At 63.8% G+C, this 23,456-nt stretch carries 27 protein-coding genes; 14 read left to right on the top strand and 13 right to left on the bottom strand.

All coding sequences use genetic code 11. From position 1 onward, the window contains the following. Nucleotides 1-55: 55 nt before the first annotated feature. The 10 genes from GR167_RS18650 (at nt 56) to GR167_RS18605 (ending at nt 10,368) form a co-directional block, all read left to right on the top strand. Nucleotides 56-1,435: a Do family serine endopeptidase gene (locus GR167_RS18650; RefSeq protein ID WP_160975246.1), complete on the top strand. Its 1,380-nt coding sequence runs from the start codon at nt 56-58 to the stop codon at nt 1,433-1,435. A 3-nt stretch (nt 1,436-1,438) separates the two neighbouring features. Next, complete coding sequence (locus GR167_RS18645; protein WP_160975245.1) at nt 1,439-2,752, top strand: replication-associated recombination protein A; 1,314 nt, start codon at nt 1,439-1,441, stop codon at nt 2,750-2,752. A 77-nt stretch (nt 2,753-2,829) separates the two neighbouring features. Beyond that, nucleotides 2,830-3,207, top strand: a complete 378-nt coding sequence (crcB, locus tag GR167_RS18640; RefSeq protein WP_160975244.1) for a fluoride efflux transporter CrcB — start codon at nt 2,830-2,832, stop codon at nt 3,205-3,207. Continuing rightward, nucleotides 3,204-4,250 carry an RluA family pseudouridine synthase gene (locus tag GR167_RS18635; protein ID WP_160975243.1) on the top strand — a complete coding sequence of 349 codons (1,047 nt, stop codon included), beginning with the start codon at nt 3,204-3,206 and terminating at the stop codon, nt 4,248-4,250. Before crcB ends, GR167_RS18635 begins: the two co-directional genes overlap by 4 nt. Beyond that, nucleotides 4,247-4,930: an HAD-IA family hydrolase gene (locus tag GR167_RS18630; protein WP_160975242.1), complete on the top strand. Its 684-nt coding sequence runs from the start codon at nt 4,247-4,249 to the stop codon at nt 4,928-4,930. Before GR167_RS18635 ends, GR167_RS18630 begins: the two co-directional genes overlap by 4 nt. Beyond that, a complete protein-coding gene (locus GR167_RS18625; RefSeq protein ID WP_160975241.1) occupies nt 4,927-5,634 on the top strand; it encodes an ATP12 family chaperone protein in 708 nt (235 codons plus the stop codon). The genes GR167_RS18630 and GR167_RS18625 overlap by 4 nt, the downstream gene beginning before the upstream one ends. A gap of 218 nt (nt 5,635-5,852) precedes the next feature. Then, complete coding sequence (locus GR167_RS18620; RefSeq protein WP_160975240.1) at nt 5,853-6,869, top strand: amino acid ABC transporter substrate-binding protein; 1,017 nt, start codon at nt 5,853-5,855, stop codon at nt 6,867-6,869. 124 nt (nt 6,870-6,993) lie between these two features. Further along, nucleotides 6,994-8,262: an amino acid ABC transporter permease gene (locus GR167_RS18615; protein WP_160975239.1), complete on the top strand. Its 1,269-nt coding sequence runs from the start codon at nt 6,994-6,996 to the stop codon at nt 8,260-8,262. 1 nt (nt 8,263) lies between these two features. Then, nucleotides 8,264-9,565, top strand: coding sequence for an amino acid ABC transporter permease (locus tag GR167_RS18610; RefSeq protein ID WP_160975238.1), 1,302 nt, complete (start codon nt 8,264-8,266; stop codon nt 9,563-9,565). A gap of 11 nt (nt 9,566-9,576) precedes the next feature. Beyond that, nucleotides 9,577-10,368 (top strand): amino acid ABC transporter ATP-binding protein, encoded by a 792-nt coding sequence (locus GR167_RS18605; protein WP_160975237.1) that lies wholly within the window; start codon nt 9,577-9,579, stop codon nt 10,366-10,368. 79 nt (nt 10,369-10,447) lie between these two features. Here GR167_RS18605 and GR167_RS18600 read toward each other — a convergent pair whose 3' ends face one another. After that, complete coding sequence (locus tag GR167_RS18600) at nt 10,448-10,942, bottom strand: MarR family winged helix-turn-helix transcriptional regulator (protein ID WP_160975236.1); 495 nt, start codon at nt 10,940-10,942, stop codon at nt 10,448-10,450. Between the two features lie 88 nt (nt 10,943-11,030). Here GR167_RS18600 and GR167_RS18595 point away from each other — a divergent pair, with 88 nt between their 5' ends. Further along, nucleotides 11,031-11,918: a DMT family transporter gene (locus GR167_RS18595; RefSeq protein ID WP_160975235.1), complete on the top strand. Its 888-nt coding sequence runs from the start codon at nt 11,031-11,033 to the stop codon at nt 11,916-11,918. On the opposite strand, the gene GR167_RS18590 is transcribed toward GR167_RS18595, so the two are convergent. The 3 genes from GR167_RS18590 to argB are packed head-to-tail and all read right to left on the bottom strand — an operon-like array spanning nt 11,893 to nt 13,885. After that, on the bottom strand, nt 11,893-12,387 hold the full coding sequence (locus GR167_RS18590; protein ID WP_160975234.1) for a SixA phosphatase family protein: 495 nt from the start codon (nt 12,385-12,387) through the stop codon (nt 11,893-11,895). The two genes, GR167_RS18595 and GR167_RS18590, sit on opposite strands and share 26 nt — an antisense overlap. Then, a complete protein-coding gene (locus GR167_RS18585; protein WP_160975233.1) occupies nt 12,384-13,022 on the bottom strand; it encodes a ferredoxin in 639 nt (212 codons plus the stop codon). Before GR167_RS18585 ends, GR167_RS18590 begins: the two co-directional genes overlap by 4 nt. Beyond that, a complete protein-coding gene (gene argB, locus GR167_RS18580) occupies nt 13,022-13,885 on the bottom strand; it encodes an acetylglutamate kinase (protein WP_160975232.1) in 864 nt (287 codons plus the stop codon). The genes GR167_RS18585 and argB overlap by 1 nt, the downstream gene beginning before the upstream one ends. Before the next feature lie 130 nt (nt 13,886-14,015). On the opposite strand from argB, the gene GR167_RS18575 reads away from it, so the two are divergent. Then, nucleotides 14,016-14,750, top strand: coding sequence for an SDR family NAD(P)-dependent oxidoreductase (locus GR167_RS18575; protein ID WP_160975231.1), 735 nt, complete (start codon nt 14,016-14,018; stop codon nt 14,748-14,750). Nucleotides 14,751-14,960: 210 nt separating this feature from the next. On the opposite strand, the gene yihA is transcribed toward GR167_RS18575, so the two are convergent. From yihA to GR167_RS18545, 6 genes are all read right to left on the bottom strand, one after another. Then, on the bottom strand, nt 14,961-15,611 hold the full coding sequence (gene yihA / locus GR167_RS18570) for a ribosome biogenesis GTP-binding protein YihA/YsxC (RefSeq protein WP_160975230.1): 651 nt from the start codon (nt 15,609-15,611) through the stop codon (nt 14,961-14,963). Further along, nucleotides 15,611-16,360, bottom strand: a complete 750-nt coding sequence (locus tag GR167_RS18565) for an MOSC domain-containing protein (RefSeq protein WP_160975229.1) — start codon at nt 16,358-16,360, stop codon at nt 15,611-15,613. The genes yihA and GR167_RS18565 overlap by 1 nt, the downstream gene beginning before the upstream one ends. Then, entirely contained in the window at nt 16,357-18,174 is a 1,818-nt protein-coding gene (gene yidC / locus GR167_RS18560; RefSeq protein WP_160975228.1) for a membrane protein insertase YidC, read from the bottom strand. Before yidC ends, GR167_RS18565 begins: the two co-directional genes overlap by 4 nt. 112 nt (nt 18,175-18,286) lie before the next feature. Beyond that, nucleotides 18,287-19,807 (bottom strand): GGDEF domain-containing phosphodiesterase, encoded by a 1,521-nt coding sequence (locus tag GR167_RS18555; RefSeq protein ID WP_160975227.1) that lies wholly within the window; start codon nt 19,805-19,807, stop codon nt 18,287-18,289. A gap of 61 nt (nt 19,808-19,868) precedes the next feature. Then, the gene (gene ttcA / locus GR167_RS18550; RefSeq protein WP_160975226.1) at nt 19,869-20,738 is read right to left on the bottom strand and encodes a tRNA 2-thiocytidine(32) synthetase TtcA; all 870 of its coding nucleotides are present in this window, start codon (nt 20,736-20,738) and stop codon (nt 19,869-19,871) included. A gap of 54 nt (nt 20,739-20,792) precedes the next feature. Beyond that, the gene (locus GR167_RS18545; protein ID WP_160975225.1) at nt 20,793-20,990 is read right to left on the bottom strand and encodes a hypothetical protein; all 198 of its coding nucleotides are present in this window, start codon (nt 20,988-20,990) and stop codon (nt 20,793-20,795) included. A gap of 384 nt (nt 20,991-21,374) precedes the next feature. Between GR167_RS18545 and GR167_RS18540 the strand changes: the two genes are divergently transcribed. Further along, complete coding sequence (locus GR167_RS18540; RefSeq protein ID WP_160975224.1) at nt 21,375-22,034, top strand: DUF2202 domain-containing protein; 660 nt, start codon at nt 21,375-21,377, stop codon at nt 22,032-22,034. Between the two features lie 230 nt (nt 22,035-22,264). Next, nucleotides 22,265-22,594 (top strand): hypothetical protein, encoded by a 330-nt coding sequence (locus GR167_RS18535; protein ID WP_160975223.1) that lies wholly within the window; start codon nt 22,265-22,267, stop codon nt 22,592-22,594. A 22-nt stretch (nt 22,595-22,616) separates the two neighbouring features. Here the strand turns inward: GR167_RS18535 and yidD are convergent, their stop codons facing one another. From yidD to rpmH, 3 genes are read right to left on the bottom strand one after another with little or no spacing between them, the layout of a single operon-like run. After that, nucleotides 22,617-22,880, bottom strand: coding sequence for a membrane protein insertion efficiency factor YidD (yidD, locus tag GR167_RS18530; RefSeq protein WP_160975222.1), 264 nt, complete (start codon nt 22,878-22,880; stop codon nt 22,617-22,619). Then, nucleotides 22,877-23,296 (bottom strand): ribonuclease P protein component, encoded by a 420-nt coding sequence (gene rnpA / locus GR167_RS18525; protein WP_160975221.1) that lies wholly within the window; start codon nt 23,294-23,296, stop codon nt 22,877-22,879. Before rnpA ends, yidD begins: the two co-directional genes overlap by 4 nt. 22 nt (nt 23,297-23,318) lie before the next feature. After that, on the bottom strand, nt 23,319-23,453 hold the full coding sequence (gene rpmH, locus GR167_RS18520; RefSeq protein WP_005980833.1) for a 50S ribosomal protein L34: 135 nt from the start codon (nt 23,451-23,453) through the stop codon (nt 23,319-23,321). Between the last annotated feature and the right edge of the window lie 3 nt (nt 23,454-23,456).

Genomic DNA, 23,456 nt, shown 5'->3' with positions numbered 1-23,456 from the left:
GCAATCCGGCGGCCTGCTTCGCATATCAAGGGCAGGTCAATTAAAGGCAGGCGCGATGCTTGGTATTCTCACCACAATTCTTTTGATCCTTGCCGCCCCGCTGGCGGCGGAAACCCGTATTCCGCAGAACCAGACGGAAATTCAGCTGGGCTTCGCGCCGCTGGTGAAACAGGCCACCCCGGCAGTGGTGAACATCTATGCCAAGCGCATCGTGCAGGCCCGGCAAAGCCCGTTCCAGAACGATCCCTTCTTTCGCGGGCTGTTCCGCGATTTCGGCGAGGTGCGGCCGCAGGTGCAAAATTCGCTGGGGTCCGGCGTGATCCTGTCGGCGGATGGCTATGTCGTTTCGAATTACCATGTGGTGGGCGACGCGGCGGAAATCCGGGTGGTGCTGAACGACCGCCGCGAATTCGACGCCGAGGTTCTGCTGGCCGACGAGGAAAGTGACCTGGCGATCATGAAACTGGACGGGGCCGCCGACATGCCTTTCCTCGAGCTGCGCGACAGCGAAGGGGTCGAAGTGGGCGAACTGGTGCTGGCCATCGGCAACCCGTTCGGTGTCGGCCAGACCGTGTCCAGCGGCATTGTGTCGGGGCTGGCGCGGTCGGGCACGGCGACGGGCAACGGGCGTGGTTACTTCATCCAGACCGACGCGCCGATCAATCCGGGCAATTCGGGCGGCGCGCTGATCGACGTCAACGGACACCTGATCGGGGTCAATACCTCGATCCTGACCCGCTCGGGCGGGTCGAACGGGATCGGCTTCGCCATCCCGTCGAACCTGGTGGCGCAATTCGTGGCGCAGGCGCGGCAGGGTAACGACCGGTTCCAACGTCCCTGGGCCGGGATGAATGGGCAGCCGGTCGATGCCGATATCGCCGCCGGCCTCGGGCTGGACCGTCCCGGTGGCATCGTGGTGTCGGCGCTGCACAAGGTCAGCCCGTTTATGGAGGCCGGGATCGAACCGGGCGACGTGATCGTCGCCGTCGACGGCCAGCCGGTGAATACCCCGGCCGAGATGATTTTCCGCATGTCGGTCGCGGGGCTGGGCGAAAAGGTCACCGTCACCGCGCTGCGGGACGGCGAAAGCTTCGATACAGAGGTCGAACTGATGGCCGCCCCCGAAACGCCGCAGCGCGACCGCCGGCAGCTGGGCAAGCGTTCCGCGCTGCCGGGGCTGGATGTGGCGAATATCAACCCGGCGGTTCTGGCCGAATACGGGTTGCCGCTGGGCAGCACCGGCGTGGTGGTCGAAGACCCCGGTCCCATCGGCGCGCAGGTCGGGCTGCGCAAGGGCGATATCCTGCACGTGATCAACGGCGAAACCGTGGAAACCACCGATGACGTCGAACAGGCGCTGTCGGGCCGGGTGCGGGTTCTGGCCTTCGACGTGCAGCGCGGCTTGCAGCGGCTGGTGATCCGGTTCAGGCTGTAGCGCATGGCCGACCTTTTCGACTCCACCCCGGGAACCGAGGAACAACACGACAGCGCGCATCGCCCGTTGGCCGACCGGCTGCGGCCACGGTCCTTGTCCGAAGTTATCGGGCAGGAACAGGTGCTTGGCGAAGACGCGCCCTTGGGCGTGATGCTGCGGTCGGGCAGCCTGTCGTCGCTGATCCTCTGGGGACCGCCCGGCGTGGGCAAGACCACCATCGCGCGGCTGCTGGCGGATGAAACCGACCTGCATTTCGTGCAGATCAGCGCGATCTTCACCGGCGTGCCGGAGCTGCGCAAGGTGTTCGAGGCGGCCAAGCTCCGTCGCCAGACCGGGCAGGGGACGCTGCTGTTCGTCGACGAAATCCACCGTTTCAACAAGGCGCAGCAGGACAGCTTCCTGCCGCATATGGAAGACGGAACCATCCTTCTGGTCGGGGCCACCACGGAAAATCCCAGTTTCGAGTTGAACGCCGCTGTTCTCAGCCGGTCGCAGGTTCTGGTGCTGGAACGGCTGTCCTTGGGCGATCTGGAACGGTTGGCGCAGCGGGCGGAACAGGAACTGGGCCGGGCGCTGCCGCTGGACGGACAGGCGCGCGAGGCGCTGTTGGAAATGGCCGATGGCGACGGGCGCGCGCTTCTGAACCTGATCGAACAGGTCGCGGCCTGGAAGGTCGAGGGCAAGCTGAACGTCGATGCGCTGTCCAAGCGGCTGATGAAGCGGGCGGCGAAATACGACAAGTCCGGCGACGAGCACTACAACCTGATTTCGGCGCTGCACAAATCGGTGCGCGGATCGGACCCGGACGCGGCGCTTTACTGGTACGCGCGGATGCTGGAAGGCGGCGAAGACCCGCGTTACCTGGCGCGGCGGCTGCTGCGGATGGCGGTCGAAGACATCAGCCTGGCCGATCCGCAGGCGCAACAGCTGTGCCTGCATGCTTGGGAAACCTATGAACGGCTGGGCAGCCCCGAGGGCGAGTTGGCGCTGGCGCAGGCGGTGGCCTATCTGGCGCTGGCCCCGAAAAGCAATGCCGTTTACATGGCCTACAAGGCCGCCCGCGCCGCCGCGCGCAAGACCGGCAGCGAACCGCCCCCGAAACACATCCTGAACGCGCCGACGCAGATGATGAAGGATCAGGGTTATGGCGACGGCTATGCCTATGATCACGATGCCGAGGACGGGTTTTCCGGCCAGAACTATTTCCCCGAAACCATGCGGCGGCCCAGTTTCTATCTGCCGGTGGAGCGCGGCTTCGAGCGGGAATTGAAGAAACGGCTGGATTACTTCGAAAAGCTCCGGGCGAAGCGGAACTGACCGGCTTATGCACGGGGCAGGGCCGCCTTGCCCCTTGTTTGCTTGACATTCTTCCGCCCACGTCTCAGGAGAGGCGCATGTTTATCACGGTCTTACAAGTTGCCCTCGGGGGCGCGATCGGCGCTTCGTTGCGCTATATGTCCGGTGTCGCCATCTTCAAACTGATGGGGCCCGGCTTTCCGCTTGGCGTGTTGTTCGTCAATATCCTCGGTTCGGGGATCATGGGGGGCTTGACAGTCTATCTGGGCCAGAAGGGGTTGAGCCATCTGAACCCGATCCTGATGACCGGGGTTCTGGGCGGCTTCACCACCTTTTCGGCCTTTTCGCTGGAAGCTTACACGCTCTACGAACGCGGCGCGGTGGGGCAGGCGGCGATCTATGTCGGCCTGTCGGTGGTGTTGTCGCTGGTGGCCTTGGTGGCAGGGGTGCATTTGATGCGGTGGGTATTGGCATGAGCAGTGTACAGGTGATCCCGGTCGGACCGGATGACGGCGATCAGCGGCTGGACCGCTGGCTGAAGCGGATGTTCCCGCAGCTGGCACAGGGCCGGATCGAAAAGATGTGCCGCAAGGGCGAATTGCGCGTCGATGGCGGGCGGGTGAAGGCCTCGACCCGGCTTGAGGCCGGTCAGCAGGTGCGCATCCCGCCGCTGCCCGAAGCGGGCGAGGCGCCGAAAGCCGCGCCGAAACCCAAAGTGTCGGATGCCGATGCGAAGATGATCCAGTCCTGCGTCATCTATCGCGACGATTACATCATCGCGATCAACAAGCCCGCCGGTCTGCCGACCCAGGGCGGCAGCAAGCAGACCCGCCATGTGGACGGTTTGGCCGAGGCGCTGAAATTCGGCTTCGACGAAAAGCCGCGGCTGGTGCACCGGCTCGACAAGGACACGTCGGGCGTTTTGCTGCTGGCACGCACCCGCGCGGTGGCGCAGGCGCTGACGGCGGCGATCCGGCACAAGCAGACGCGCAAGATCTACTGGGCGCTGGTCGCCGGTGTGCCGACGCCTTACCTGGGCGAAATCAAGTACGGGCTGGTCAAGGCGCCGGGGCACGGCGCCAAGGGCGAGGGTGAAAAGATGATCTGCGTGCATCCGCGCGAGATCGACAAGACGCCCGGCGCGAAACGCGCCCATACGCTTTACGCCACGCTTTACCGGGTGGCCGGGCGGGCGTCCTGGGTGGCGATGGAACCGCTGACCGGGCGTACTCACCAGCTGCGCGCGCATATGGCCGAGATTGGCCATCCGATCATCGGCGACGGCAAATATGGCGGGTCGGGCCAGGAAAACCTGGGCGACGGCTGGGGCGCGCAACTGGGCGGGATGATCAGCAAGAAGCTGCACTTGCACGCGCGCAGCATGACCTTCCTGCACCCGGTGACGAAGAAATCCGTCACCGTCACCGCGCCTTTGCCGGAACACATGAAACACAGCTGGGACACGTTCGGCTGGACCGAGGACCTGGCCGCCGAGGACCCGTTCGAGGAACTGCAGTGAGCGAGTTGCGCCTGATCCTGTTCGATGTCGACGGCACGCTGGTGGACAGCCAGGGCGATATCGTCGCCTCGATGACCCGCGCGTTTGAGGGCGAGGGGCTGGAAGCGCCCACGCGCGAGGCGACGCTGTCCATCGTCGGGCTGTCGCTGGAGGTGGCGATCCCGCAATTGGCGCCGGGGCTGGACGCATCCGCCTATGACCGCATGGTCGCCGGCTACAAGGCTGCTTACATGGAACTGCGCGCGGCGCAGGGATCGCAGAAAAGCTCGCCGCTTTACCCTTATGCGCGCGACGTGCTGGATCAGCTGGCCACCATCGATCACTACCTGCTGGGCGTGGCGACGGGCAAATCGCGCCGGGGGCTCGACGCGCTGCTGGCCGGGCACGGGATGACGAAGATGTTCCTGACCCAGCAGGTGTCGGATCACCACCCGTCGAAACCGCACCCCGCGATGGTGCTGGCGGCGCTGTCGGAAACCGGCGTGGCGCCGGAAAACGCGGTGATGATCGGCGATACCAGTTTCGACATGCAGATGGCCCGCGCTGCCGGAGTGCGGGCATTGGGCGTCGGCTGGGGCTATCACAAGCCTGAAGACCTGGAACCGCATGCCGATGCGGTGATCCACGATTTCCGCGACCTGCCCGGCGCGATTGACCGAATCTGGGAGAGCGAAAGATGAGCATTCTCAAGGCGAAACGGTTCTGGAAAGAAGCCAAGCCGGCCGAGACCGATAGCGGCTGGCGGGTCGAGCTGGACGGCCGCCCGGTGCGGACCCCGGCCAAGACGCTGGTGGTGCTGCCGACGCTGGAACTGGCCCGCGAAGTCGCCGCCGAATGGAACGCGCAGGAAGGCGAGATCGATCCTTCCGGGATGCCCTTCACCCGGACGTCGAATTCGGCGCTCGACAAGGTGGCGGTGCAGCATGACGAAGTGGCCGATATGCTGGCCGAATACGGCGATACCGATCTGCTGTGTTACCGGGCGACATCGCCGCAGGAACTGATCACCCGGCAGGAAGAGGCCTGGGACCCGGTGCTGGACTGGGCTGCTGAAAATCTGGGCGCCCGGTTGCAGACCGGCGCGGGCGTGATGCACATCGCCCAGAGCGAATCCGCCCTCATCCCACTGCGACAAATGGTACGCGAGATGGACGATTTCCGGCTCGCGGCTTTCCACGATCTGGTCGGCATTTCCGGGTCTCTGATCCTGGCTTTCGCGGCGGCGCGCGACTATGCCGATATTGATAGGATTTGGCAGGTTTCGCGGGTAGATGAGGCTTGGCAGGCTGAACAATGGGGCGTCGACGAAGAGGCCGCGGAGCAGGCCGAATTCAAGCGCCGGGAGTTCATTCACGCGAAGCGTTTCTACGATCTTTGCGGATAATCTCGATCTGCCCGATTCGCCGCCAATGAGGTCCAGGTTTACCCAAGGGAAACCTTTCTGACCTATCTCTTTTCGTGATCTGTGACTTGACCTTTCGAGATTATTTCGCCCAAAGTTTTGTCATTGTCGGGGTAAAACCCGTCATTTTCGTTCGCGGTTCCACGAAGGGACCGGAAAAAACGCCCAGTCACAGGGTGGAAAATCAGGAAGAGGTAAACATGAAAAAATCCGTATTTCTTGGCGCGCTGACCGTTGCCGGGCTGGCAGCCGGTGCAGCAGCAGCCGGGACCCTCGACGACGTCAAAGCACGCGGCAAGCTGAACTGCGGTGTGACCACCGGTCTCGTCGGCTTCGCTGCGCCTGACGCGAACGGCCACTGGGAAGGCTTTGACGTCGGCGTTTGCCGTGCTGTCGCCGCCGCCGTTCTGGGCGACCCGGAAGCCGTTGAATTCGTTCCCACCACCGGCAAGACCCGCTTCACCGCGCTGGCGTCGGGCGAAGTGGACCTGCTGGCACGTAACACCACCTGGACCTTCTCGCGCGATGTCGACCTGAAGTTCGAATTCGTCGGTGTGAACTACTATGACGGTCAGGGCTTCATGGTTCCCAAGGAACTGGGCGTTTCGTCGGCCAAGGAACTGGACGGCGCGACCGTTTGTATCCAGACCGGCACCACCACCGAGCTGAACCTGGCGGACTTCTTCCGCGCGAACAACATCAGCTATGAGCCGGTTCCGATCGAAACCAACGCCGAAGCGCAGCAGCAGTTCCTGGCTGGCGCCTGCGACGTCTACACCACCGACGCTTCCGGTCTGGCCGCGACCCGCGCGACCTTCGAAAACCCGGGCGACTACGTGGTTCTGCCCGAAATCATCTCGAAAGAGCCGCTGGGCCCGCTGGTCCGTCACGGCGACGCAGAGTGGGGCGACATTGCGCGCTGGTCTCTGAACGCGCTGATCGCGGCTGAAGAGCTGGGCATCACCTCGGCCAATATCGAGGAACTGTCGAAAGGCACCAACAACCCGGAAATCAACCGTATCCTGGGCACCGAAGGCACCCTGGGCGAAATGCTGGGTCTGGACAAGGATTGGGCCAAGCGCGCGATCCTGGCGGGCGGCAACTACGGCGAACTGTTCGAAAAGAACATCGGCGAAGCCACCCCGATCGGCCTGGCGCGCGGTCTGAACGCGCAGTGGACCGATGGCGGCCTGCTGTACACTCCGCCGTTCCGCTAATACGCGGACACAGAAGGGCGCGGCGCAAACCGCGCCCTTCACAATTTTTACAGTCTGAATAAGTCGACCACCGGCCCCAGAGGCCATTAAAAAAATAAGGTCGAAAAGACGGGGAACATCCCAGATGACAACACTCACCGACCCTCCCAAGGAGTCGTTCCGGCTATCTATGCTGATTTACGACACCCGGTACCGGTCGATGACCATCCAGGTCGTCGCCATGATCGGGTTCATGATTCTGATCGGCTGGCTGGTCAGCAATACCGCGCAAAACCTGCAGGACCTGGGCAAAGAACCCAGCTTCCGCTTCCTCGGCGAACCTGCCGGCTATGACATCAACCAGCGCCTGGTCGATTACAACAACCAGAACACCCATCTGCGCGCCGCTGTCGTCGGCCTGCTGAACACCCTTCTGGTGGCGGTGATGGGCTGCGTCACGGCGACCGTGCTGGGCGTGATCATCGGCGTGCTGCGGCTGTCCAAGAACTGGCTGATCGCCAAGCTGATGACGATTTATGTGGAAACCTTCCGCAACGTGCCGGTCCTGTTGTGGATCGTCTTTTCGATGGCGATCCTGATCGAAACATTGCCCGCGCCCAAGGCGTTCCGGGGCGAAAATCCCGAAGCGACGATGAAGCTGTTCGACACGGTGGCGTTTACCAATCGCGGCGTCTATGTGCCCGAACCGCTGTTTTCGCGCAGCCTGGGTAATGTTCCCCTGTTCGGCGACTCGAGCTTCCGCTTCGATATCTCGCTCGATCTGATCGCCTTCCTGGTCGCGCTTGGGCTGGGCCTGTTCGTGCGGCACAAGATCAAGACCCGCGCCGACCGTATCCAGGAAGCGACCGGCGACCGGCCGACCACCTGGTATCTGAGCCTGGGCGCCGTCGCGGTGCCGGTCCTGGCGGTGCTGGTCGCCCTGGGTTTCCACCTGGGCTATCCGCATCTGAAAGGGTTCAACTTCACCGGCGGCACCCATATGCGCAATTCGCTGATCGCGCTGTGGCTGGCCCTGTCGCTTTATACCGCGGCCTTCATCGCGGAAAACGTGCGCGCCGGCATCCTGGCCATTTCCAAGGGCCAGACCGAAGCGGCGGCAGCGTTGGGCCTCCGGTCGAACCGGATCATGAGCCTGGTGATCCTGCCGCAGGCGCTGCGGGTGATCATCCCGCCGCTGATTTCGCAGTACCTGAACCTGACCAAGAACTCGTCGCTGGCCATCGCCGTGGGCTACATGGACCTGACGGGCACCCTGATGGGCATCACCCTGAACCAGACCGGCCGCGAGCTGGAAACGGTTCTGCTGGGCATGATGATTTACCTGGCGATCAGCCTGGGCATCTCGGTGGTGATGAACTGGTACAACAATCGTGTGAAACTGGTGGAGCGGTAAGATGAGCGATATTTCCTTTGTCCGCACTGAAATGCTGCCCCAGCAGGAACCGCCGGCAAGTTCCGTCGGCGTCATCGGCTGGATGCGCGAAAACCTGTTTTCGGGCTGGTTCAATTCGGTCCTGAGCGTGGTTTCGGGCCTGTTCATCTTCTACGTCGTGGGATCGATCCTGGGCTGGGCCTGGTCGCCCACCTGGAGCGCGACGTCGCTGAACGAATGCCGCGAAATCGGTGCAGCCCTGGGCCATGAAGGCCACGGCGCATGCTGGGGCGTGATCCGCGACCGCTGGGTGCAGCTGATCTTCGGCTTCTACCCGCCGGAATCCTACTGGCGGCCGATCCTGGCCTTCATCCTGCTGGCAGTGGCGCTGGCGCCGGTGCTGTTTGCCGACAAGGTGTCTGGCAAGCTGATCTACCTGACCGCAGCCTATCCGTTCATCATGCCGTTCCTGCTGTGGGGCGGCACGATCTGGGGACCGCTTGCGGCGGCGGCCGGGTTCGCCATCGGCTATTTTGTCTACAAGGCGGTGGATCAGGCGGCGGGCAGCCTGGCGGCGGTGATCGCGGCGGTGGTTGCCGCGCTGATCTGGTGGCTGTTTCTGGCCGGTCCGGTATCGGGCGGCCTGGCAGGCATCCTGCCCATCGGGGTCGAACCTGTCGATAGCCGGAACTTCGGCGGCATGATGCTGTCGATTACCATCGGCGTCGTCGCCATCGCCTGTTCGCTGCCCATCGGCATCGTCCTGGCCCTGGGGCGTCAGTCTGACCTGTTGATCGTGAAGGCGCTTTGCGTCGGCTTCATCGAATTCATCCGGGGCGTGCCGCTGATCACGCTGCTGTTCGTGGCTTCGACGCTGCTGAACATCTTCATGCCGCCGGGCACGAATTTCGACATCATCATGCGGGTGATCATCATGGCGACGCTGTTCTCGTCGGCCTATATGGCCGAGGTGATCCGCGGCGGCCTGGCCGCGCTGCCGAAGGGCCAGTACGAGGGCGCCGATTCGCTGGGCCTGAACTACTGGCAGTCGCAGCGGTTGATCATCATGCCGCAGGCTCTGAAAATCTCGATCCCCGGCATCGTGTCCACCTTCATCGGGCTGTTCAAGGACACCACGCTGGTGTCGGTGATCGGCCTGCTGGACCCGCTGGGCCTGTCGAACGCCATCCGCGCGGACGCCGATTGGAACGGGGTCGTCTGGGAACTCTACGGCTTCATCGCCCTGATGTTCTTCGTCTTCTGTTTCTCCATGTCCCGCTATTCCATGTATCTCGAGCGCAAGCTCAGAACTGACCATCGTTAAGGAGATCACCTATGTCTGATCTTGCAGTAGAGCGCGCAATCGACCGGTCGCACATGACCGTTTCGGACGAGGTTGCGATCGAAATCAGCAACATGAACAAGTGGTACGGGTCCTTCCACGTGCTGCGCGACATCAATCTGACCGTGCACAAGGGTGAACGGATCGTGATCGCCGGCCCCTCGGGGTCGGGCAAATCGACCATGATCCGCTGCATCAACCGGCTGGAGGAACACCAGCAGGGCCGCATCGTGGTGGACGGGACCGAGCTGACTTCGGACCTGAAGAACATCGACAAGATCCGGTCCGAGGTTGGCATGTGCTTCCAGCACTTCAACCTGTTCCCGCACCTGACCATCCTGGAAAACTGCACGCTGGCGCCGATCTGGGTGCGCAAGACGCCCCGCAAGGAAGCGATCGAAACGGCGATGCATTTCCTGGAAAAGGTGAAGATCCCCGAACAGGCCGACAAGTATCCCGGCCAGTTGTCGGGCGGTCAGCAGCAGCGGGTGGCGATCGCGCGCTCGCTTTGCATGAAGCCGCGGATCATGCTGTTCGACGAACCGACCTCGGCGCTGGACCCCGAGATGATCAAGGAGGTTCTCGACACCATGATCGAGCTGGCCGAGGAAGGCATGACCATGCTTTGCGTGACCCACGAAATGGGCTTCGCACGGCAGGTCGCCAACCGGGTGATCTTCATGGACCAGGGCCAGATCGTGGAACAGAACGAACCGGAAGAGTTCTTCAACAACCCGCAAAGCGAGCGGACCAAGCTGTTCCTGAGCCAGATTCTGGGTCACTAAGCTTTATGAAATGGGGGGGCGCTCGTCGCCCCCATCCGGGCGCGCCTCGCTGGGGCGCGCCTTTTTCTTTGGCCGCGTCTCAATCCTCGGGGGGCTCGAACCCGGCCAGCCACTTGCTCAGCAGCCGGTCCAGCTCGGCCTGTTCCGTTTCGCTCAGCGCGTCGGCCAGACGGTGCTGATTGGCGACATGTTCGGTGACGCAGGCGTCGATCAGGGCAAAACCCTCATCGGTCAGCTGCACCGTCACGCTGCGCGCGTCGCGATCCGAGCGCACGCGCCTGATCAGCCCCTTGGCTTCCAGCCGGTCGAGCCGGTTGGTCATCGTGCCCGAGGTCACCATCGTCCAGTCCATCAATTGCGACGGCGTCAGCGCGTAGGGCGCGCCCGAACGGCGCAACGTGGCCAGCACGTCGAAGCTGGCCGCGTTCAGCCCGTGGGCCGCGAAAACCCGCTCCATCCCTTGGCCGAGATGCGCCCCGAGCCGCTTGATTCGCCCGAGCAGCCCCATCGGGCGCAGTTGCAGATCCGGGCGTTCGGCCTGCCACTGGGCCAGAATTCTGTCGACATGATCCATGGTTAGCAGTTTTCCCGGAATTTATCTTGACGTCAAGACTTTTTGAAATACCTTGACGTCAAGATAAAAGGCACAAGGAGACATCGACATGTCACGACAAACAGACTTGGCCCTGACCGGCCTTGCGCCCCTGATCTGGGGCAGCAGCTATATCGTCACCACTGAACTTCTTCCCGATGGCTTCCCGCTGACCGTCGCCATGCTGCGCGCGCTGCTGGCGGGGCTGATCCTGCTGGCGCTGGTGCGGCACCTGCCGGGGCGGGATTGGATTGGCCGCCTGCTGGTGCTGGGGGCGCTGAATTTTTCGATCTTTTGGGCGGCGCTGTTTGCGGCCGCTTACCTGTTGCCGGGTGGCGTCGCCGCCACGCTGGGCGCGGTGCAGCCGCTGATCGTACTGGGGCTGGCGCATCTGCTGCTGGGCAGCCAGATCCCGGGCATGGCGGTGTGGTCTGCGATCACTGGCATGCTGGGCGTGGCGCTGCTGATCCTCGGTCCCGGTGCGCAGCTCGATCCCTTCGGCGTGATCGCGGCGCTGATCGGGGCGGCGTCGATGGCGGCGGGCGTGGTGCTGACCCGCAAATGGCAGCCCCCGGTTCCGCCGGTGACTTTCGCCGCCTGGCAACTGACCGCTGGCGGGTTGCTGCTGCTGCCGCTGGCGCTGTGGCTGGAACCCGGGTTCCCGCGCCCCGACCTGAACGCCGCGATCGGCATCGGCTGGCTCAGCGTGATCGGGGCGGCGGCGACCTATTACCTGTGGTTCCGCGGCATCGCCAAGCTGGGCCCGGCGGCGATCACCGGTCTGGGCTTCCTCAGCCCGCTGAGCGCGGTCCTGCTGGGTTGGCTGGTGCTGGGGCAGGCGATGTCGGCGCTGCAGATGCTGGGCGCAGGGATCGTTCTGGTCAGCGTCTGGGCCGGGCAGCGGGCGCAGCGGGTGCTGGCCCTGCGCGCCGCTAGCCCAGCCGCCGCGGCACGATGAAATCGCGCACCTGCCCGTCGCCGAACAGGGCGTCTTGCCACCCGGCGATGGGCAGGTCGAACACCGTGGTGGCGCAGGTCGGGTAGCGGTCGAAATCGGGATCGGCGGGCGGGTTCGCCGCCAGCGTGGCGGCGAATTCCGCGATGCCGGGATTGTGTCCCACCATCAGCAGCGTCTTGGCCGCGCCGCCCTGCCGCAGCACCTGCATCATCACCATCGGTGAGGCATGGTAGAGCGCCGACAGGAACCGGGTGTCGGCACTCAGCCCCAGCCGTTCACAGGTTTCCACCGTCCGGGCGGCGTCGGAACTGAACACCAGATCGGGCAGGTAGTGGTTGTCGCGCAGCCAGTCGCCCATCGTTTCTGCCGCCTTGCGGCCACGCTTGTTCAGCGGGCGGGCGTGATCGGTCAGCGACGGGTCGTCCCAGTCGGATTTCGCGTGGCGCATCAGGATCAGGCGCAGGGTCACAGAAAGGCCCTCATGTGAAAGGCGGATTGCTGTTGCAGCCTGCCATAGCGCTGGCTAACCGGGCAAGCGCGGCGTACCAGGCAACCGCCGGTCAAACAGTCGCGCCCAGCCTCGGTTTGCAGGAAGGTTTTGCAGGCGGGCACGTCATAGCCGTCCCCGGTCAGCGCTCCGGCGGGGCAGGCGGACAGGCAGGATTTGTCGTTGCAGCTGTCGCAGGGCGCAGCGGCGGGGGTGGGCGGCAGGTCCAGCCGTTCGGCCAGCCCGATGGCGCCGCGATAGGAGGCGAACAATCCGGCCGTGTCATGCACCAGCAGCCGCACCGGCGATTGCCAGGCCCGGCCGCTGTCCAGTGCCCAGCGGAAGAAGGGCGGGTAGGGCGGCCCGTCGGAGGGGAAGAAGGCGCTGCCGCCGATCTCCCCGGCCAGCGCGCCGATCACCCGTTTAGACCAGCGGTCCAGCGGGTCGGGCGCGTCGTCACGGTGTTCCGGGCTGCCGGTGAAGGTGGTCCAGAACCCCGGTTCGCGGGGTCCCAGCAGGATCAGGGTTTCGATCCCGTCCAGACCGGACGGGTGCAGGGCGCCGAAGATGCTCAGCGCCGCCGCATTCGCGCGGGCCTCGATCCGCTCCAGCGTCATCAGCCGCGGATCAGCGATCCGGCCCCGTGTTCGGTGAACAGCTCCAGCAGGGTCGCGTTGGGTGCGCGCCCGTCGAGGATCACCACGCCGCGCACGCCCTCGGCAATCGCGCCGAGCGCGGTTTCGGTCTTCGGGATCATGCCGCCCGCGATGGTGCCGTCCTCGATCAGGTCGCGCACCTGTTGAGAGGTCAGCTCGGTCAGAACCTCGCCTTCCTTGTTCTTCACCCCGGGCACGTCGGTCAGCAGCAGCAGGCGGTCGGCCTTCAGGGCCCCCGCGATGGCGCCGGCGGCGGTGTCGCCGTTGACGTTGAAGGTCTCGTTATCGTTCACGCCAGTGCCGATGGGGGCGATCACCGGGATGATTCCCGCATTGTAAAGGTCGCGGATCACCTGCACGTTCATTTCCACCGGCTTGCCGACGAAACCCAGTTCTGGGTCGTCCGCTTCGCAGACCATCAGGTCGTCATCCTTGCCGCAGATGCCCACGGCGCGGCCGCCCTGATCGTTGATCGCCTGTACGATGCGCTTGTTCACCAGCCCCGCCAGCACCATTTCGACCACTTCGACGGTGGCCTTGTCGGTGACCCGCTTGCCGCGCACCCAGTCGCTTTCGATGCCGAGTTTCTTCAGCATCTCGTTGATCATCGGGCCGCCGCCATGCACCACCACCGGGTTCACGCCGACCTGTCGCATCAGAACCATGTCGCGGGCGAATTCCGCCATCGCTTCGTCGTCACCCATCGCGTTGCCGCCGAATTTGACGACGACGACCGCGCCGGTGAAGCGCTGCAGGTAAGGAAGGGCCTCGGACAGGGTCCGGGCGGTGGCGATCCAGTCGCGGTTCATGTTCTGCTTTCTCATGTGATCCATCCTTAGGCGGTTCCCGTGTTACCGGCTTCGCGATGATCTGCCAAGTGTCGCGTTGCGTTTGGCCCGTTGCACTCGGGCCACGCGATGCTAGGGTTTGGGCAAAGAGTTCGGGATGGGTTTCATGACAGAACGACAGAAAACGCTTCTGCTGACCGGCGCCAGCCGCGGCATCGGTCACGCCACCGTGCGGCGGTTCAATCAGGCCGGATGGCGCGTGATCACCTGTTCGCGCGCGCCTTTTCCCAAGGAATGCCCCTGGGGCGGCGGCGAGGAAAACCATGTCCAGATCGACCTGGCCGACCCCACCGACACGATCAACAAGGTCGAGGTGATCCGCGACCGTCTGGACGGCAAGCTGGATGCCTTGGTCAACAATGCGGGGATTTCGCCGAAGGGCGAGGGCGGATCGCGGTTGAACACGATCGACACCGACCTGATGACCTGGGGCCATGTGTTCCATGTGAATTTCTTCGCCTCGGTGGTGCTGGCGCGCGGCCTGCGCGAAGAACTGGCGGCGGCCAAGGGGGCGGTGGTCAACGTGACCTCGATCGCGGGCTACCGGGTGCATCCCTTCGCGGGCGCGGCCTATGCCACGTCGAAGGCGGCGCTGAAGGCGCTGACGCGGGAAATGGCGCATGATTTCGGGCCGATGGGGGTGCGGGTCAACGCCATCGCCCCGGGCGAGATCGAAACCGATATCCTGTCGCCCGGCACCGATAAGCTGGTCGAGGACATCCCGATGCGGCGTCTGGGCAAGACCGGGGAAGTGGCCGACACGATCTATTTCCTGTGCACCGACGCGTCGTCCTATATCTCGGGGACCGAGATCGAGGTGAATGGCGGCCAGCACGTGTAAGCGCGGCTGAGAGGCCCTAGCCCGGAACAGCGCCGCCCGGGCAGCGCCCGACCGCCCCGTCACGCCGAAGGCGTGCTTTCAGCACGACGCGGGCGCTTCTTCAACGTTTGCTCACCGGACAAACGTAGGAAGTAGCTGCACCATAAAGTGATAGCAAAAAGCGTCGCAGCGCCCACCCGCGGCCGGGCGCTGCTCTTTGTTGCGTGCTGGTCAGATCAGCGTCGCGATGGTGGCGCGCAGGGTGGCGATGCCGTCGCCCTTCTCGCTCGAGGTCAGGATCAGTTCGGGGAAGGCGGCGGGGTGTTTCGACAGCTTTTCGCGCACCTGTTTCAGCACCGCCTCGCGGTCCTTGGCCTTGACCTTGTCGGCCTTGGTCAGCACGCATTGGAAGGTGACGGCGGAACTGTCCAGCAGGGACATGATTTCCTCGTCCACCTTCTTGATGCCGTGGCGCGCGTCGATCAGCACGAAGGCGCGGCGCAGGTTCTGCCGCCCCGACAGGTACTGTTTCAGCAGCTTCTGCCACTTTTCCACCACAGCCACCGGCGCATTGGCGAAACCATAGCCGGGCAGGTCGACCAGGTAATGGTCTTCGCCCACGGTGAAGAAGTTGATTTCCTGCGTCCGCCCGGGCGTGTTGGACGCGCGCGCCAGCCCCTTGCGCCCGGTCAGCGCGTTGATCAGGCTGGATTTGCCGACGTTCGAGCGGCCGGCGAAGCAGACCTCGATCCGGTCCGACGGCGGCAGGCCGGACATGGCGACCACGCCCTTGAGGAAATCGGTCTGACCGGCAAAGAGCTTGCGGCCTTTTTCGGTGGTGATTTCGTCGGGTTCTTCGACAAGCGGGAAGGGCAATTGCATCAGAGGATCTCAACCTTATCGTTGACCGCTACCATGCCCGATTTGACGACGCGGGCATAGACGCCAAGGTCGCGGTGGCCATAGGCGGCTTCCAGCGCGGCGAGCGTATCGGCATCGGAGCGGCCGGTTTCGGGATTCACCGTGGTCGCCTGGCAGCGGGTGATACGTTTCTCGACCTGCAATTCGGCGGCGCCGATGCGGATGGTTTTGCCGATCAGGTCGAATTCCTCGAACGGCGCCCAGCCGTCGACCCACAGATTGCCGCGGAAGCGGTGGATCGACAGGTCTCGGCCCATGCGTTGGCCGAGGTCGTGCAGCGAGGCGAGGTTCAGCACCGCAACATAGGGTTCCGGCACGTCGGTCATCGCCTGGTCTTCCAGGCTGACCACCTGGGCGGCGGCGGGGCGGTTTTCCGGCCAGAACGGGCGCAGCCAATCGATCAGCGCGGCGCCATCCTGGGCCGGGCGGAGGGTGATGTCTGCGGCGTCGGGGTGGGACAGGGTAACGGTCTCAGAAGCCTCATCCAGCCGGGCCCGCACCGCCATCAGGGGATGGCCGGCCGCGCCGCGCACGAAATTGCGCTTGGCCAGCCACTCGGTCGGCTGGCCTTTGAGCTCCGCGGCCTCATGCGCCACCGCCCAATGCCGGTCGAAAGGCAGAACGCGCCCCTCGCTGAGGGGCGCGTTTTGAAGGTCCTCGTATCCGACCGACTTGATCGGATGGCGGACGATATGGGCCAGGTGGCTCATTCTTTTTCCGGTTTCTTGCGCTTGAAGCTCGACTTGATGTTGCCGAACACGTCCGGCTTGTAGCCGTGGAAGCGCATGATCGAATATTGCTGGATGAAGGTGATCGTGTTGTTGGTGATCCAGTAGAGCACCAGCCCGCTGGCGAAGCTGCCCAGCATGAACATGAACACCCAGGGCATCCAGGCGAAGATCATCTGCTGCGCCGGGTCGGTGGGCGCCGGGTTCAGTTTCTGCTGCAGCCACATCGAAACGCCCAGCAGGATCGGCAGCACGCCCAGCGAAATGATCGCGAGGAACGAAGTCTGATCGGGCGCCGCGAAGGGCAGCAGGCCGAACAGGTTCAGGATCGAGCTGGGATCGGGCGCGGAAAGGTCCTGGATCCAGCCGATCCAGGGGGCCTGGCGCAGCTCCATCGTGACCGAGATCACCTTGTAGAGCGAGAAGAAGATCGGGATCTGGATCAGCAGCGGCAGGCAGCCCGAGGCAGGGTTCACCTTTTCCTTCTTGTAGAGCTCCATCATGCCCTGCTGCATCTTCTGGCGGTCGTCGCCGGCCGCTTTCTTCAGCTCTTCCATCTTCGGCTGCAATTCCTTCATCTTCGCCATCGAAGAATAGGATTTGTAGGCCAGCGGGAAGACGATCGCCTTGATCACGATGGTCAGGCCGATGATCGACCAGCCCATGTTGCCGATCAGGCCGTGCAGGGTGTGCAGCAGCCAGAAGATCGGCTTGGTGAAGAAGAAGAACCAGCCCCAGTCGATCGAATCGACGAAGCGGGTGACATTGTCGTTTTCTTCGTAGTTGCGGATGGTTTCCCATTCCTTGGCGCCGGTGAACAGGCGCATATCGGCCTCGATCGTCTGGCCGGGGGCCAGTTCCTGGGTCTTCAGCACCGCTTCGGACTGATAGACGTCGCGGGCTTCGTCGTATTTGACGACCGATTTGAACGGCGTGCCGGCGGCGGGGATCAGGGTGGACATCCAGTAGTGATCGGTGAAGCCGACCCAGCCCGCTTCGGTCACCTGGGTGACCTCGGCCAGCGCGCCTTCGCGCTGGTTATAGTCGAGCTTGGTGATCTTCTTGTACTTGGTTTCCGACAGTTCGCCGTCGGACATCGAGATCGAGCCCTTGTGAACGATCGGGGAACTCTTGTCGGAGACCGGTTCGCCGTGGCGCGCGATCACGCCGTAAGGCGCCAGGGTCACGGTTGCGCCGCTGCTATTCTGCACCGTCTGGCGGACCGAGAACATGTAGTTCGCGTCCACCGACATTTCGCGGCGGAAGGTCAGGCCGGCGCCGTTGTCCCAGGCCAGGGTGACCGGGCTGTCGGGGGTCAGCGTGCTGCCGCTTTCCAGCGACCAGACCGTGTTGGCGCCGGGAACCTGATCGACGCTCAGGCCGGTGCCGGGGGCCCAGCCGAACAGGGCGTAATAGGGGTGTTCGCTGCCCAGCGGGGCCAGGATGGTGACGTTGCCGGAATCGGCGTCCAGCGTTTCGCGGTAATCCTTCAGCGACAATTCGTCGACCCGGCCGCCTTGCAGCGAAATCGACCCGGCCAGGCGCGGGGTGTCGATGGTCAGCCGCGGCGCGTCCGCGGTGGCCGCTTCGGTGACGGTGGCGGCGGCGGTGCCGGTGGTGCCGGTCGCGGGCGCGGCCGTCGGCGCGGTGCCGGGGGCGGCTTCCTGTTGCGTCACGGCGGGCGCGTTGGGATCGACGACCTCCTTCTCGGGCGGCGGGAAAAGAAGGAACCATACCAAAATGACGGCAAAGCTGAGCGCCGTTGCCAGAATGAGGTTTTTGTTCTGATCGTCCATCGGGGGTGCGTGCCTGTCCTTGGAATTCTTCGGTGCCGGTTCAACAGAGTGCGGCCCCAAAGGTCAAGCGGATTCACCCAATATGGCTTAATCTGCGGCGTTTCGCTGTGCTTCAGCCGGTGCGCCCTTCGATCCGGGGGGTATTTTGGCGTTTGGCGTCATTGGCGCGAATCCAATCCAGGGTCTGGTCGAAGGGCATTGGGCGGGCAATGCCGAAGCCCTGGACATGGCGGCAGCCGAGCTGCGCCAGGATGGCGTGTTCGCCGGCGGTTTCCACCCCTTCGGCCAGGGTGTCGAGGTTCAGATGTTCCGCCAGCGCCAGGATCGCCACCACCATGCGCTGCTGTTCGCGGTCGGTATCCACCTTCATCACGAAGGACCGGTCGATCTTGATGCGCTTGACCGCGAAGCGGCGCAGCGACGCGATCGAGGCATGGCCGGTGCCGAAATCGTCCAGGTCGATATTGCAGCCCATCCGCGACAGCGCGTTGATATTGCGGGCGATCATGTCGTCGGGCGCGGCCGAGACCACGGTTTCCAGGACCTCGACCACCAGCCGGCTGGGCGGCAGGTGCAGCCGTTCCAGTTCCCAGGCGACGCGGTCGGCCAGCTTGGGATTGCGCAATTCGTCCGAGGCGAAATTGACCCCGATCTTGGGCACGTCGACCCCGGCCTCGTCCCAGCGGGTCAGCGCCAGCAGCGACCGGGTCAGCATCACCTCGCCCAACCGTTCCAGCAGCCCGTAATGTTTCAGCAGCGGCAGGAATTCCGACGGCGGCACCATGCCGCGGCGCGGATGAGTCCAGCGCGCCAGCGCCTCGAACCCGGTGACTTCGCCGGTATCGGTGGACACCTGCGGCTGGAACCAGGGCTGGAACTGGCCGGTTTCCAACCCTTTTTCGGCGTCGCGGGCCAGTTCGCTGCGGCTGATATGGGCCGCTTTCATACCGGCGGAATAGGCGCGGATCGCCGAGGGTCCGTTGGCCAGCGCTTCGTCCAGCGCCGCTTCGGCCGCGTCGAGAAGCGCGTCGGAATCGGGCCGGTTGAGCTGCCGGTCGAGCACGAAGCCGATGGCGCAGGACACATAGACGTTGCTGGCATCCACCGCGACCGGGTCTTCCACCGCGCGCTGCAGCCGGCGGGCCAGCTGAATCGCGGCTTCCAGGTCGAAATGGCGCATCGGCGCCAGCACCACGGCGAATTCGCCGCCGGGCCGCTGCAGCACGTAATCGCCCTGCCGCAGCACCGATCCGATCCTGTCGACCTGGCGTTCGCAAATCTGCTGCGCCACGCCAAGCCCGTGATGGTCGATCAATTCGTCGAAATCGTCGAGCGCCAGCAGGAAACAGGCCGATCGCTGATCCTTGCGCCGCGCCTCGGCCAGGGTTTGATGCAGCAGGTCGGCCAGTCGCGGCGGGGCGTCGTTTTGAAAATGGGCGGTCGGTTGGCCAAAACCGCCGGCCAGCGCATAGAGGATGGGCAGGCCCAGCGACACCGCCAGCAGCCAGCCTTCGCCGCCGAACCAGAATGCGCCCAGCACCACGGCGGGCAGGAAGGCAAGGATATGCGGCCCGGTCAGCGCGGCGCGCAATTTGTGCCGCAACCCTTCGAATGCTGGCGGAATGCCGTGCATGGGAAAACGCCCTTTCTCGCAAAAACTGCGGAAAGGCTAGGGCGTAATCCTCAAGAGCGAATTAACGCAGCTTCGGAACCTCGTCCGAAATCTGGTCAATTTTATCGTTTCCCAGGGTGAGCCCGGCGAAATCGAACAGTTTCGGGTCCAGCATATGCGACGGCCGGATATTCATCAGCGCCCGGAACATCACCTGGCGGCGGCCGGGGCTGTTCTTTTCCCACTGGTCGAGGATCTGCTTGACCTGCTGGCGCTGCAGCCCGTCCTGCGATCCGCACAGGTCGCAGGGGATGATCGGGTAATTCATCGCGCGGGCGAATTTTTCGCAATCGGCCTCGGCCACATGGGCCAGCGGGCGATAGACGAACAGGTCGCCTTCCTCGTTCACCAGCTTCGGCGGCATGGTGGCAAGCCGGCCGCCATGGAACAGGTTCATGAAGAAGGTTTCCAGGATGTCGTCGCGGTGATGGCCCAGCACCACCGCGCTGCAGCCTTCTTCGCGCGCTATGCGATAGAGGTTGCCGCGCCGCAGCCGGGAACACAGCGCGCAGTAGGTCCGGCCCTGCGGGACCTTGTCCATCACGACGCTATAGGTGTCCTGATATTCGATCCGGTGCGGCACCTGCATCTTTTCCAGGAATTCCGGCAGCACCGTGGCCGGGAAGCCCGGCTGGCCCTGGTCGAGATTGCAGGCCAGCAATTCGACCGGCAACAGCCCGCGCCATTTCAACTCGTGCAGCACCGCCAGCAGAGTATAGCTGTCTTTGCCGCCCGACAGGCAGACCAGCCATTTGGCGCCCTTTTCCACCATGCCGTATTGTTCGATCGCCTCGCGCGCATAGCGCACGATCCGTTTGCGGAGCTTCTTGAACTCCGTCGTTTGCGGCGCGCCGTGGAACAGCGGGTGGATTTCGTCAGCATCGTCAAGCATAGCGCGCCAAATAGGGCATCGCGCGCCGCCGGGCAAGCAAACATGAGCATGGGATCACCAATATCTCTGATCGGGCGTCAGCCCCAGGTCGCGGCGCATGTGATCGCTGAGGTCAGACACGGGATAGCGGCGTTTCTTCGGTACGAAGAAAAGGGCCAGGATCACCGACCAGCGCCCATGCCGGTCAATCAGGGCGCGGAGGTTGCAGATCAGGTCGTTGCGGCGGGCGGGGGCAGTAGAGACGTGAGCCATTTCGGGGTCCTTTCAACTGAGTCGCCTTCACCCTAAAAGCTCAAGTCTACTTTAGCTCAAGCCCTCGTTTGTCATGCACTTGAAGCGTGGGCTGGATGCCGGGAGCGGTCATCGGCGCCCGCGTTCTGCCGCAGGCGGTCAGGCGGGCCGCTGCTGCTGCCGCGCCTGCGCTTTTATGGGCATACCTGCTTACGGGGGTGGGACGGCGTCGGAAACCCGACAAAAAAATGACCATGGTTGCAGTGGGTTAGGCGGGGTTTCGCCTGCCCGTTGGCGGGAAACGGCTGGATTCCACCCGGTGCACTTGCCCTGCTTTGGGAAATTACATACCAATTTTGGAATGTATGTGGATGAGTGAAACGCGCACCAGAAAGAGGAAGAAAAATGGTGAAAGCAATGTACCAGTACCAATACGGTAAAGAGTTCGGAGGCGAGGCTCGCGGGCCGAGCTACCAGATCGAGCAAACCGAAGAAACGAGCACGCAAACCGTTTCGGTGACCTATGGCAGCGAAACGACGGTTGAATCGCTCTTTGAAGACAAAGAAGCCGGCGAAACCGGGTTCTGGACCGGCGCGAGCGAAAAGCAGAGCGTTTCGGCCACCTATAGCGACGAAGCGATCAGCGAATTGTTCTTCATGATCGAAGAGGAAAAGCTGGCCGGGGATGTCTATGACGTCTTCTACGATCTCTACGGGATGGAAATTTTCGCGAATATCGCGGCATCCGAGGATCAGCACTTCAACGCGCTGATCAACCTGGCCGAAAGCATCGGCCTGGATGTCGACGAATTCCTCTACGAAAGCGAGGGCACCTTCGCCGACGCGGAACTGCAGGACATGTACGACACCCTGATCGCCCAGGGCAGCGAATCGGTCCGGGCGGCTCTCGAAGTCGGCATGGCGATCGAGAAGAAGGACATGGTCGATATCGCCGAGGCTGCCGAGGCGGTCGAAGGTACGGCGCTTGCTTCGGTCTACGAAAACCTGCTGGCGGGGTCGGCCAACCACCTGGAGGCGTTCCAGGACGCCCTGCTGCTGGCCTGAGCCTGAAGACCAGAACAGAAGCACAATCGAAGGCCGGCAGAAATGCCGGCCTTCTTTTTTGCGCAAGGGCCGGGCAGGTCGGCAGGTTCCCGGATTTGAACCGCTTGCCGGGGAATTCTTTCAGAGGTGTTTGCGGGTTGATCTGGCTCAACCTTGCCGCGCAAAATCCCGGTTAACGTATCTGCATGGGGCCGCCCAACGGTTGGACGGCAATGCACGGGGGTGCGGGAATGGCATCGGTTTCAAGCTTTTCGTTCGACTTGGAGGCGCAGGGGCGCACGGCCAAGCTGCATATCAAGGTCGGGGCCGAGCCCGGCATCGAGGATTGGCGCTGCTACCCGCCTGATTTCCTGGGCGCGACCAAGGGGACGGTGGCCTGGCGCAAGAACGAAATCGGGCTGTTTTCCGATTCCGGCACCCTGCAGGGGGCGTTCGCCTACGGGATACTGGTCATCCCCGAAATCGGGCTGGACAACGTACCAATCGGAACGGTCGGGGATGCGCGGTTCGAAAACTGGGGAAACGGCAAGTGGATCTTGAAGAACAAGCTGGTGTCCTGATCGCGGCCCTTCCGGGGCCTGTTCAGGCCCGGTCCTTGCCGTGTTTCGCGTCATATTCGGGATCGGTGCCCGGCACCGGGTCATACCCGTCACTGCCCAGCGGATGACAGCGCCCGATGCGCCGGATCGTCAGCAAGCTGCCCTTGATCGCGCCGTGCTTTTCCAACGCTTCCAGCGCATAGGCGCTGCAGGTGGGTTGGAAGCGGCAGTTATGGCCGACCCAGGGTGAAAAGATCAGCCGGTAGGCCCGGACGGGCAGGGCGGCGATATGGGCCAGCGGGGTCATGTGCGATCCTGATGCAGCTTCTTCAGCGCATAGATAAGATCGCTTTTGAGCTGGTCAAAGGGGCGCGACGCCGTGACCTCGGCCTTGCCGATCAGCACGTAATCCCAACCGTCGCGGCCATGTTCGGGCAGCACCTGCCGCGCCACTTCGCGCAGCCGCCGCTTGGCCCGGTTGCGGGCCACGGCATTGCCGACCTTCTTGGAACAGGTGAAGCCGACGCGGATGCCCGTCGCCGGTTCTTCCGCCGCGCGTTTGCGCGCCTGCACCATCATGCCGGCAGTGCCTTGCCGGCGGGCGCGGGCGGCGCGCAGGAAATCAGGGCGTTTTCGAATGACGGACAGGCAAACAGAAACCGCCGGGGGGCTGATCCCCGTGGCGGCGGTATCGCCATTCACAGGGGCCTCCGGCGGTGTCATCTGTCCGAAAAGTGGCTGAGGCTTACGCGCTCAGCGACTTACGGCCACGCGCGCGACGCGCGTTCAGGATTTTGCGGCCTGCTTTGGTGGCCATGCGCGCACGGAAACCGTGGCGGCGCTTGCGAACCAGGTTCGAGGGCTGGTAGGTGCGTTTCATCGC

This window comes from Thalassovita mangrovi (assembly GCF_009857745.1).
Taxonomy (GTDB): Bacteria; Pseudomonadota; Alphaproteobacteria; order Rhodobacterales; family Rhodobacteraceae; genus Thalassobius; species Thalassobius mangrovi.
Note: the sequence above shows the minus strand (reverse complement) of the source record. Positions and strands in the feature narration are given on the sequence as shown.

Excerpts from the sequence above, each read along its gene's own strand:
- GR167_RS18650 (WP_160975246.1), top strand. The coding sequence starts at position 56 with ATGCTTGGTATTCTCACCACAATTCTTTTGATCCTTGCCGCCCCGCTG.
- GR167_RS18645 (WP_160975245.1), top strand. The coding sequence starts at position 1,439 with ATGGCCGACCTTTTCGACTCCACCCCGGGAACCGAGGAACAACACGAC.
- crcB (WP_160975244.1), top strand. The coding sequence starts at position 2,830 with ATGTTTATCACGGTCTTACAAGTTGCCCTCGGGGGCGCGATCGGCGCT.
- GR167_RS18635 (WP_160975243.1), top strand. The coding sequence starts at position 3,204 with ATGAGCAGTGTACAGGTGATCCCGGTCGGACCGGATGACGGCGATCAG.
- GR167_RS18625 (WP_160975241.1), top strand. The coding sequence starts at position 4,927 with ATGAGCATTCTCAAGGCGAAACGGTTCTGGAAAGAAGCCAAGCCGGCC.
- GR167_RS18620 (WP_160975240.1), top strand. The coding sequence starts at position 5,853 with ATGAAAAAATCCGTATTTCTTGGCGCGCTGACCGTTGCCGGGCTGGCA.
- GR167_RS18615 (WP_160975239.1), top strand. The coding sequence starts at position 6,994 with ATGACAACACTCACCGACCCTCCCAAGGAGTCGTTCCGGCTATCTATG.
- GR167_RS18610 (WP_160975238.1), top strand. The coding sequence starts at position 8,264 with ATGAGCGATATTTCCTTTGTCCGCACTGAAATGCTGCCCCAGCAGGAA.
- GR167_RS18605 (WP_160975237.1), top strand. The coding sequence starts at position 9,577 with ATGTCTGATCTTGCAGTAGAGCGCGCAATCGACCGGTCGCACATGACC.
- GR167_RS18600 (WP_160975236.1), bottom strand. The coding sequence starts at position 10,942 with ATGGATCATGTCGACAGAATTCTGGCCCAGTGGCAGGCCGAACGCCCG.
- GR167_RS18595 (WP_160975235.1), top strand. The coding sequence starts at position 11,031 with ATGTCACGACAAACAGACTTGGCCCTGACCGGCCTTGCGCCCCTGATC.
- GR167_RS18585 (WP_160975233.1), bottom strand. The coding sequence starts at position 13,022 with ATGACGCTGGAGCGGATCGAGGCCCGCGCGAATGCGGCGGCGCTGAGC.
- argB (WP_160975232.1), bottom strand. The coding sequence starts at position 13,885 with ATGAGAAAGCAGAACATGAACCGCGACTGGATCGCCACCGCCCGGACC.
- GR167_RS18575 (WP_160975231.1), top strand. The coding sequence starts at position 14,016 with ATGACAGAACGACAGAAAACGCTTCTGCTGACCGGCGCCAGCCGCGGC.
- yihA (WP_160975230.1), bottom strand. The coding sequence starts at position 15,611 with ATGCAATTGCCCTTCCCGCTTGTCGAAGAACCCGACGAAATCACCACC.
- GR167_RS18565 (WP_160975229.1), bottom strand. The coding sequence starts at position 16,360 with ATGAGCCACCTGGCCCATATCGTCCGCCATCCGATCAAGTCGGTCGGA.
- yidC (WP_160975228.1), bottom strand. The coding sequence starts at position 18,174 with ATGGACGATCAGAACAAAAACCTCATTCTGGCAACGGCGCTCAGCTTT.
- GR167_RS18555 (WP_160975227.1), bottom strand. The coding sequence starts at position 19,807 with ATGCACGGCATTCCGCCAGCATTCGAAGGGTTGCGGCACAAATTGCGC.
- ttcA (WP_160975226.1), bottom strand. The coding sequence starts at position 20,738 with ATGCTTGACGATGCTGACGAAATCCACCCGCTGTTCCACGGCGCGCCG.
- GR167_RS18545 (WP_160975225.1), bottom strand. The coding sequence starts at position 20,990 with ATGGCTCACGTCTCTACTGCCCCCGCCCGCCGCAACGACCTGATCTGC.
- GR167_RS18540 (WP_160975224.1), top strand. The coding sequence starts at position 21,375 with ATGGTGAAAGCAATGTACCAGTACCAATACGGTAAAGAGTTCGGAGGC.
- GR167_RS18535 (WP_160975223.1), top strand. The coding sequence starts at position 22,265 with ATGGCATCGGTTTCAAGCTTTTCGTTCGACTTGGAGGCGCAGGGGCGC.
- yidD (WP_160975222.1), bottom strand. The coding sequence starts at position 22,880 with ATGACCCCGCTGGCCCATATCGCCGCCCTGCCCGTCCGGGCCTACCGG.
- rnpA (WP_160975221.1), bottom strand. The coding sequence starts at position 23,296 with ATGACACCGCCGGAGGCCCCTGTGAATGGCGATACCGCCGCCACGGGG.
- rpmH (WP_005980833.1), bottom strand. The coding sequence starts at position 23,453 with ATGAAACGCACCTACCAGCCCTCGAACCTGGTTCGCAAGCGCCGCCAC.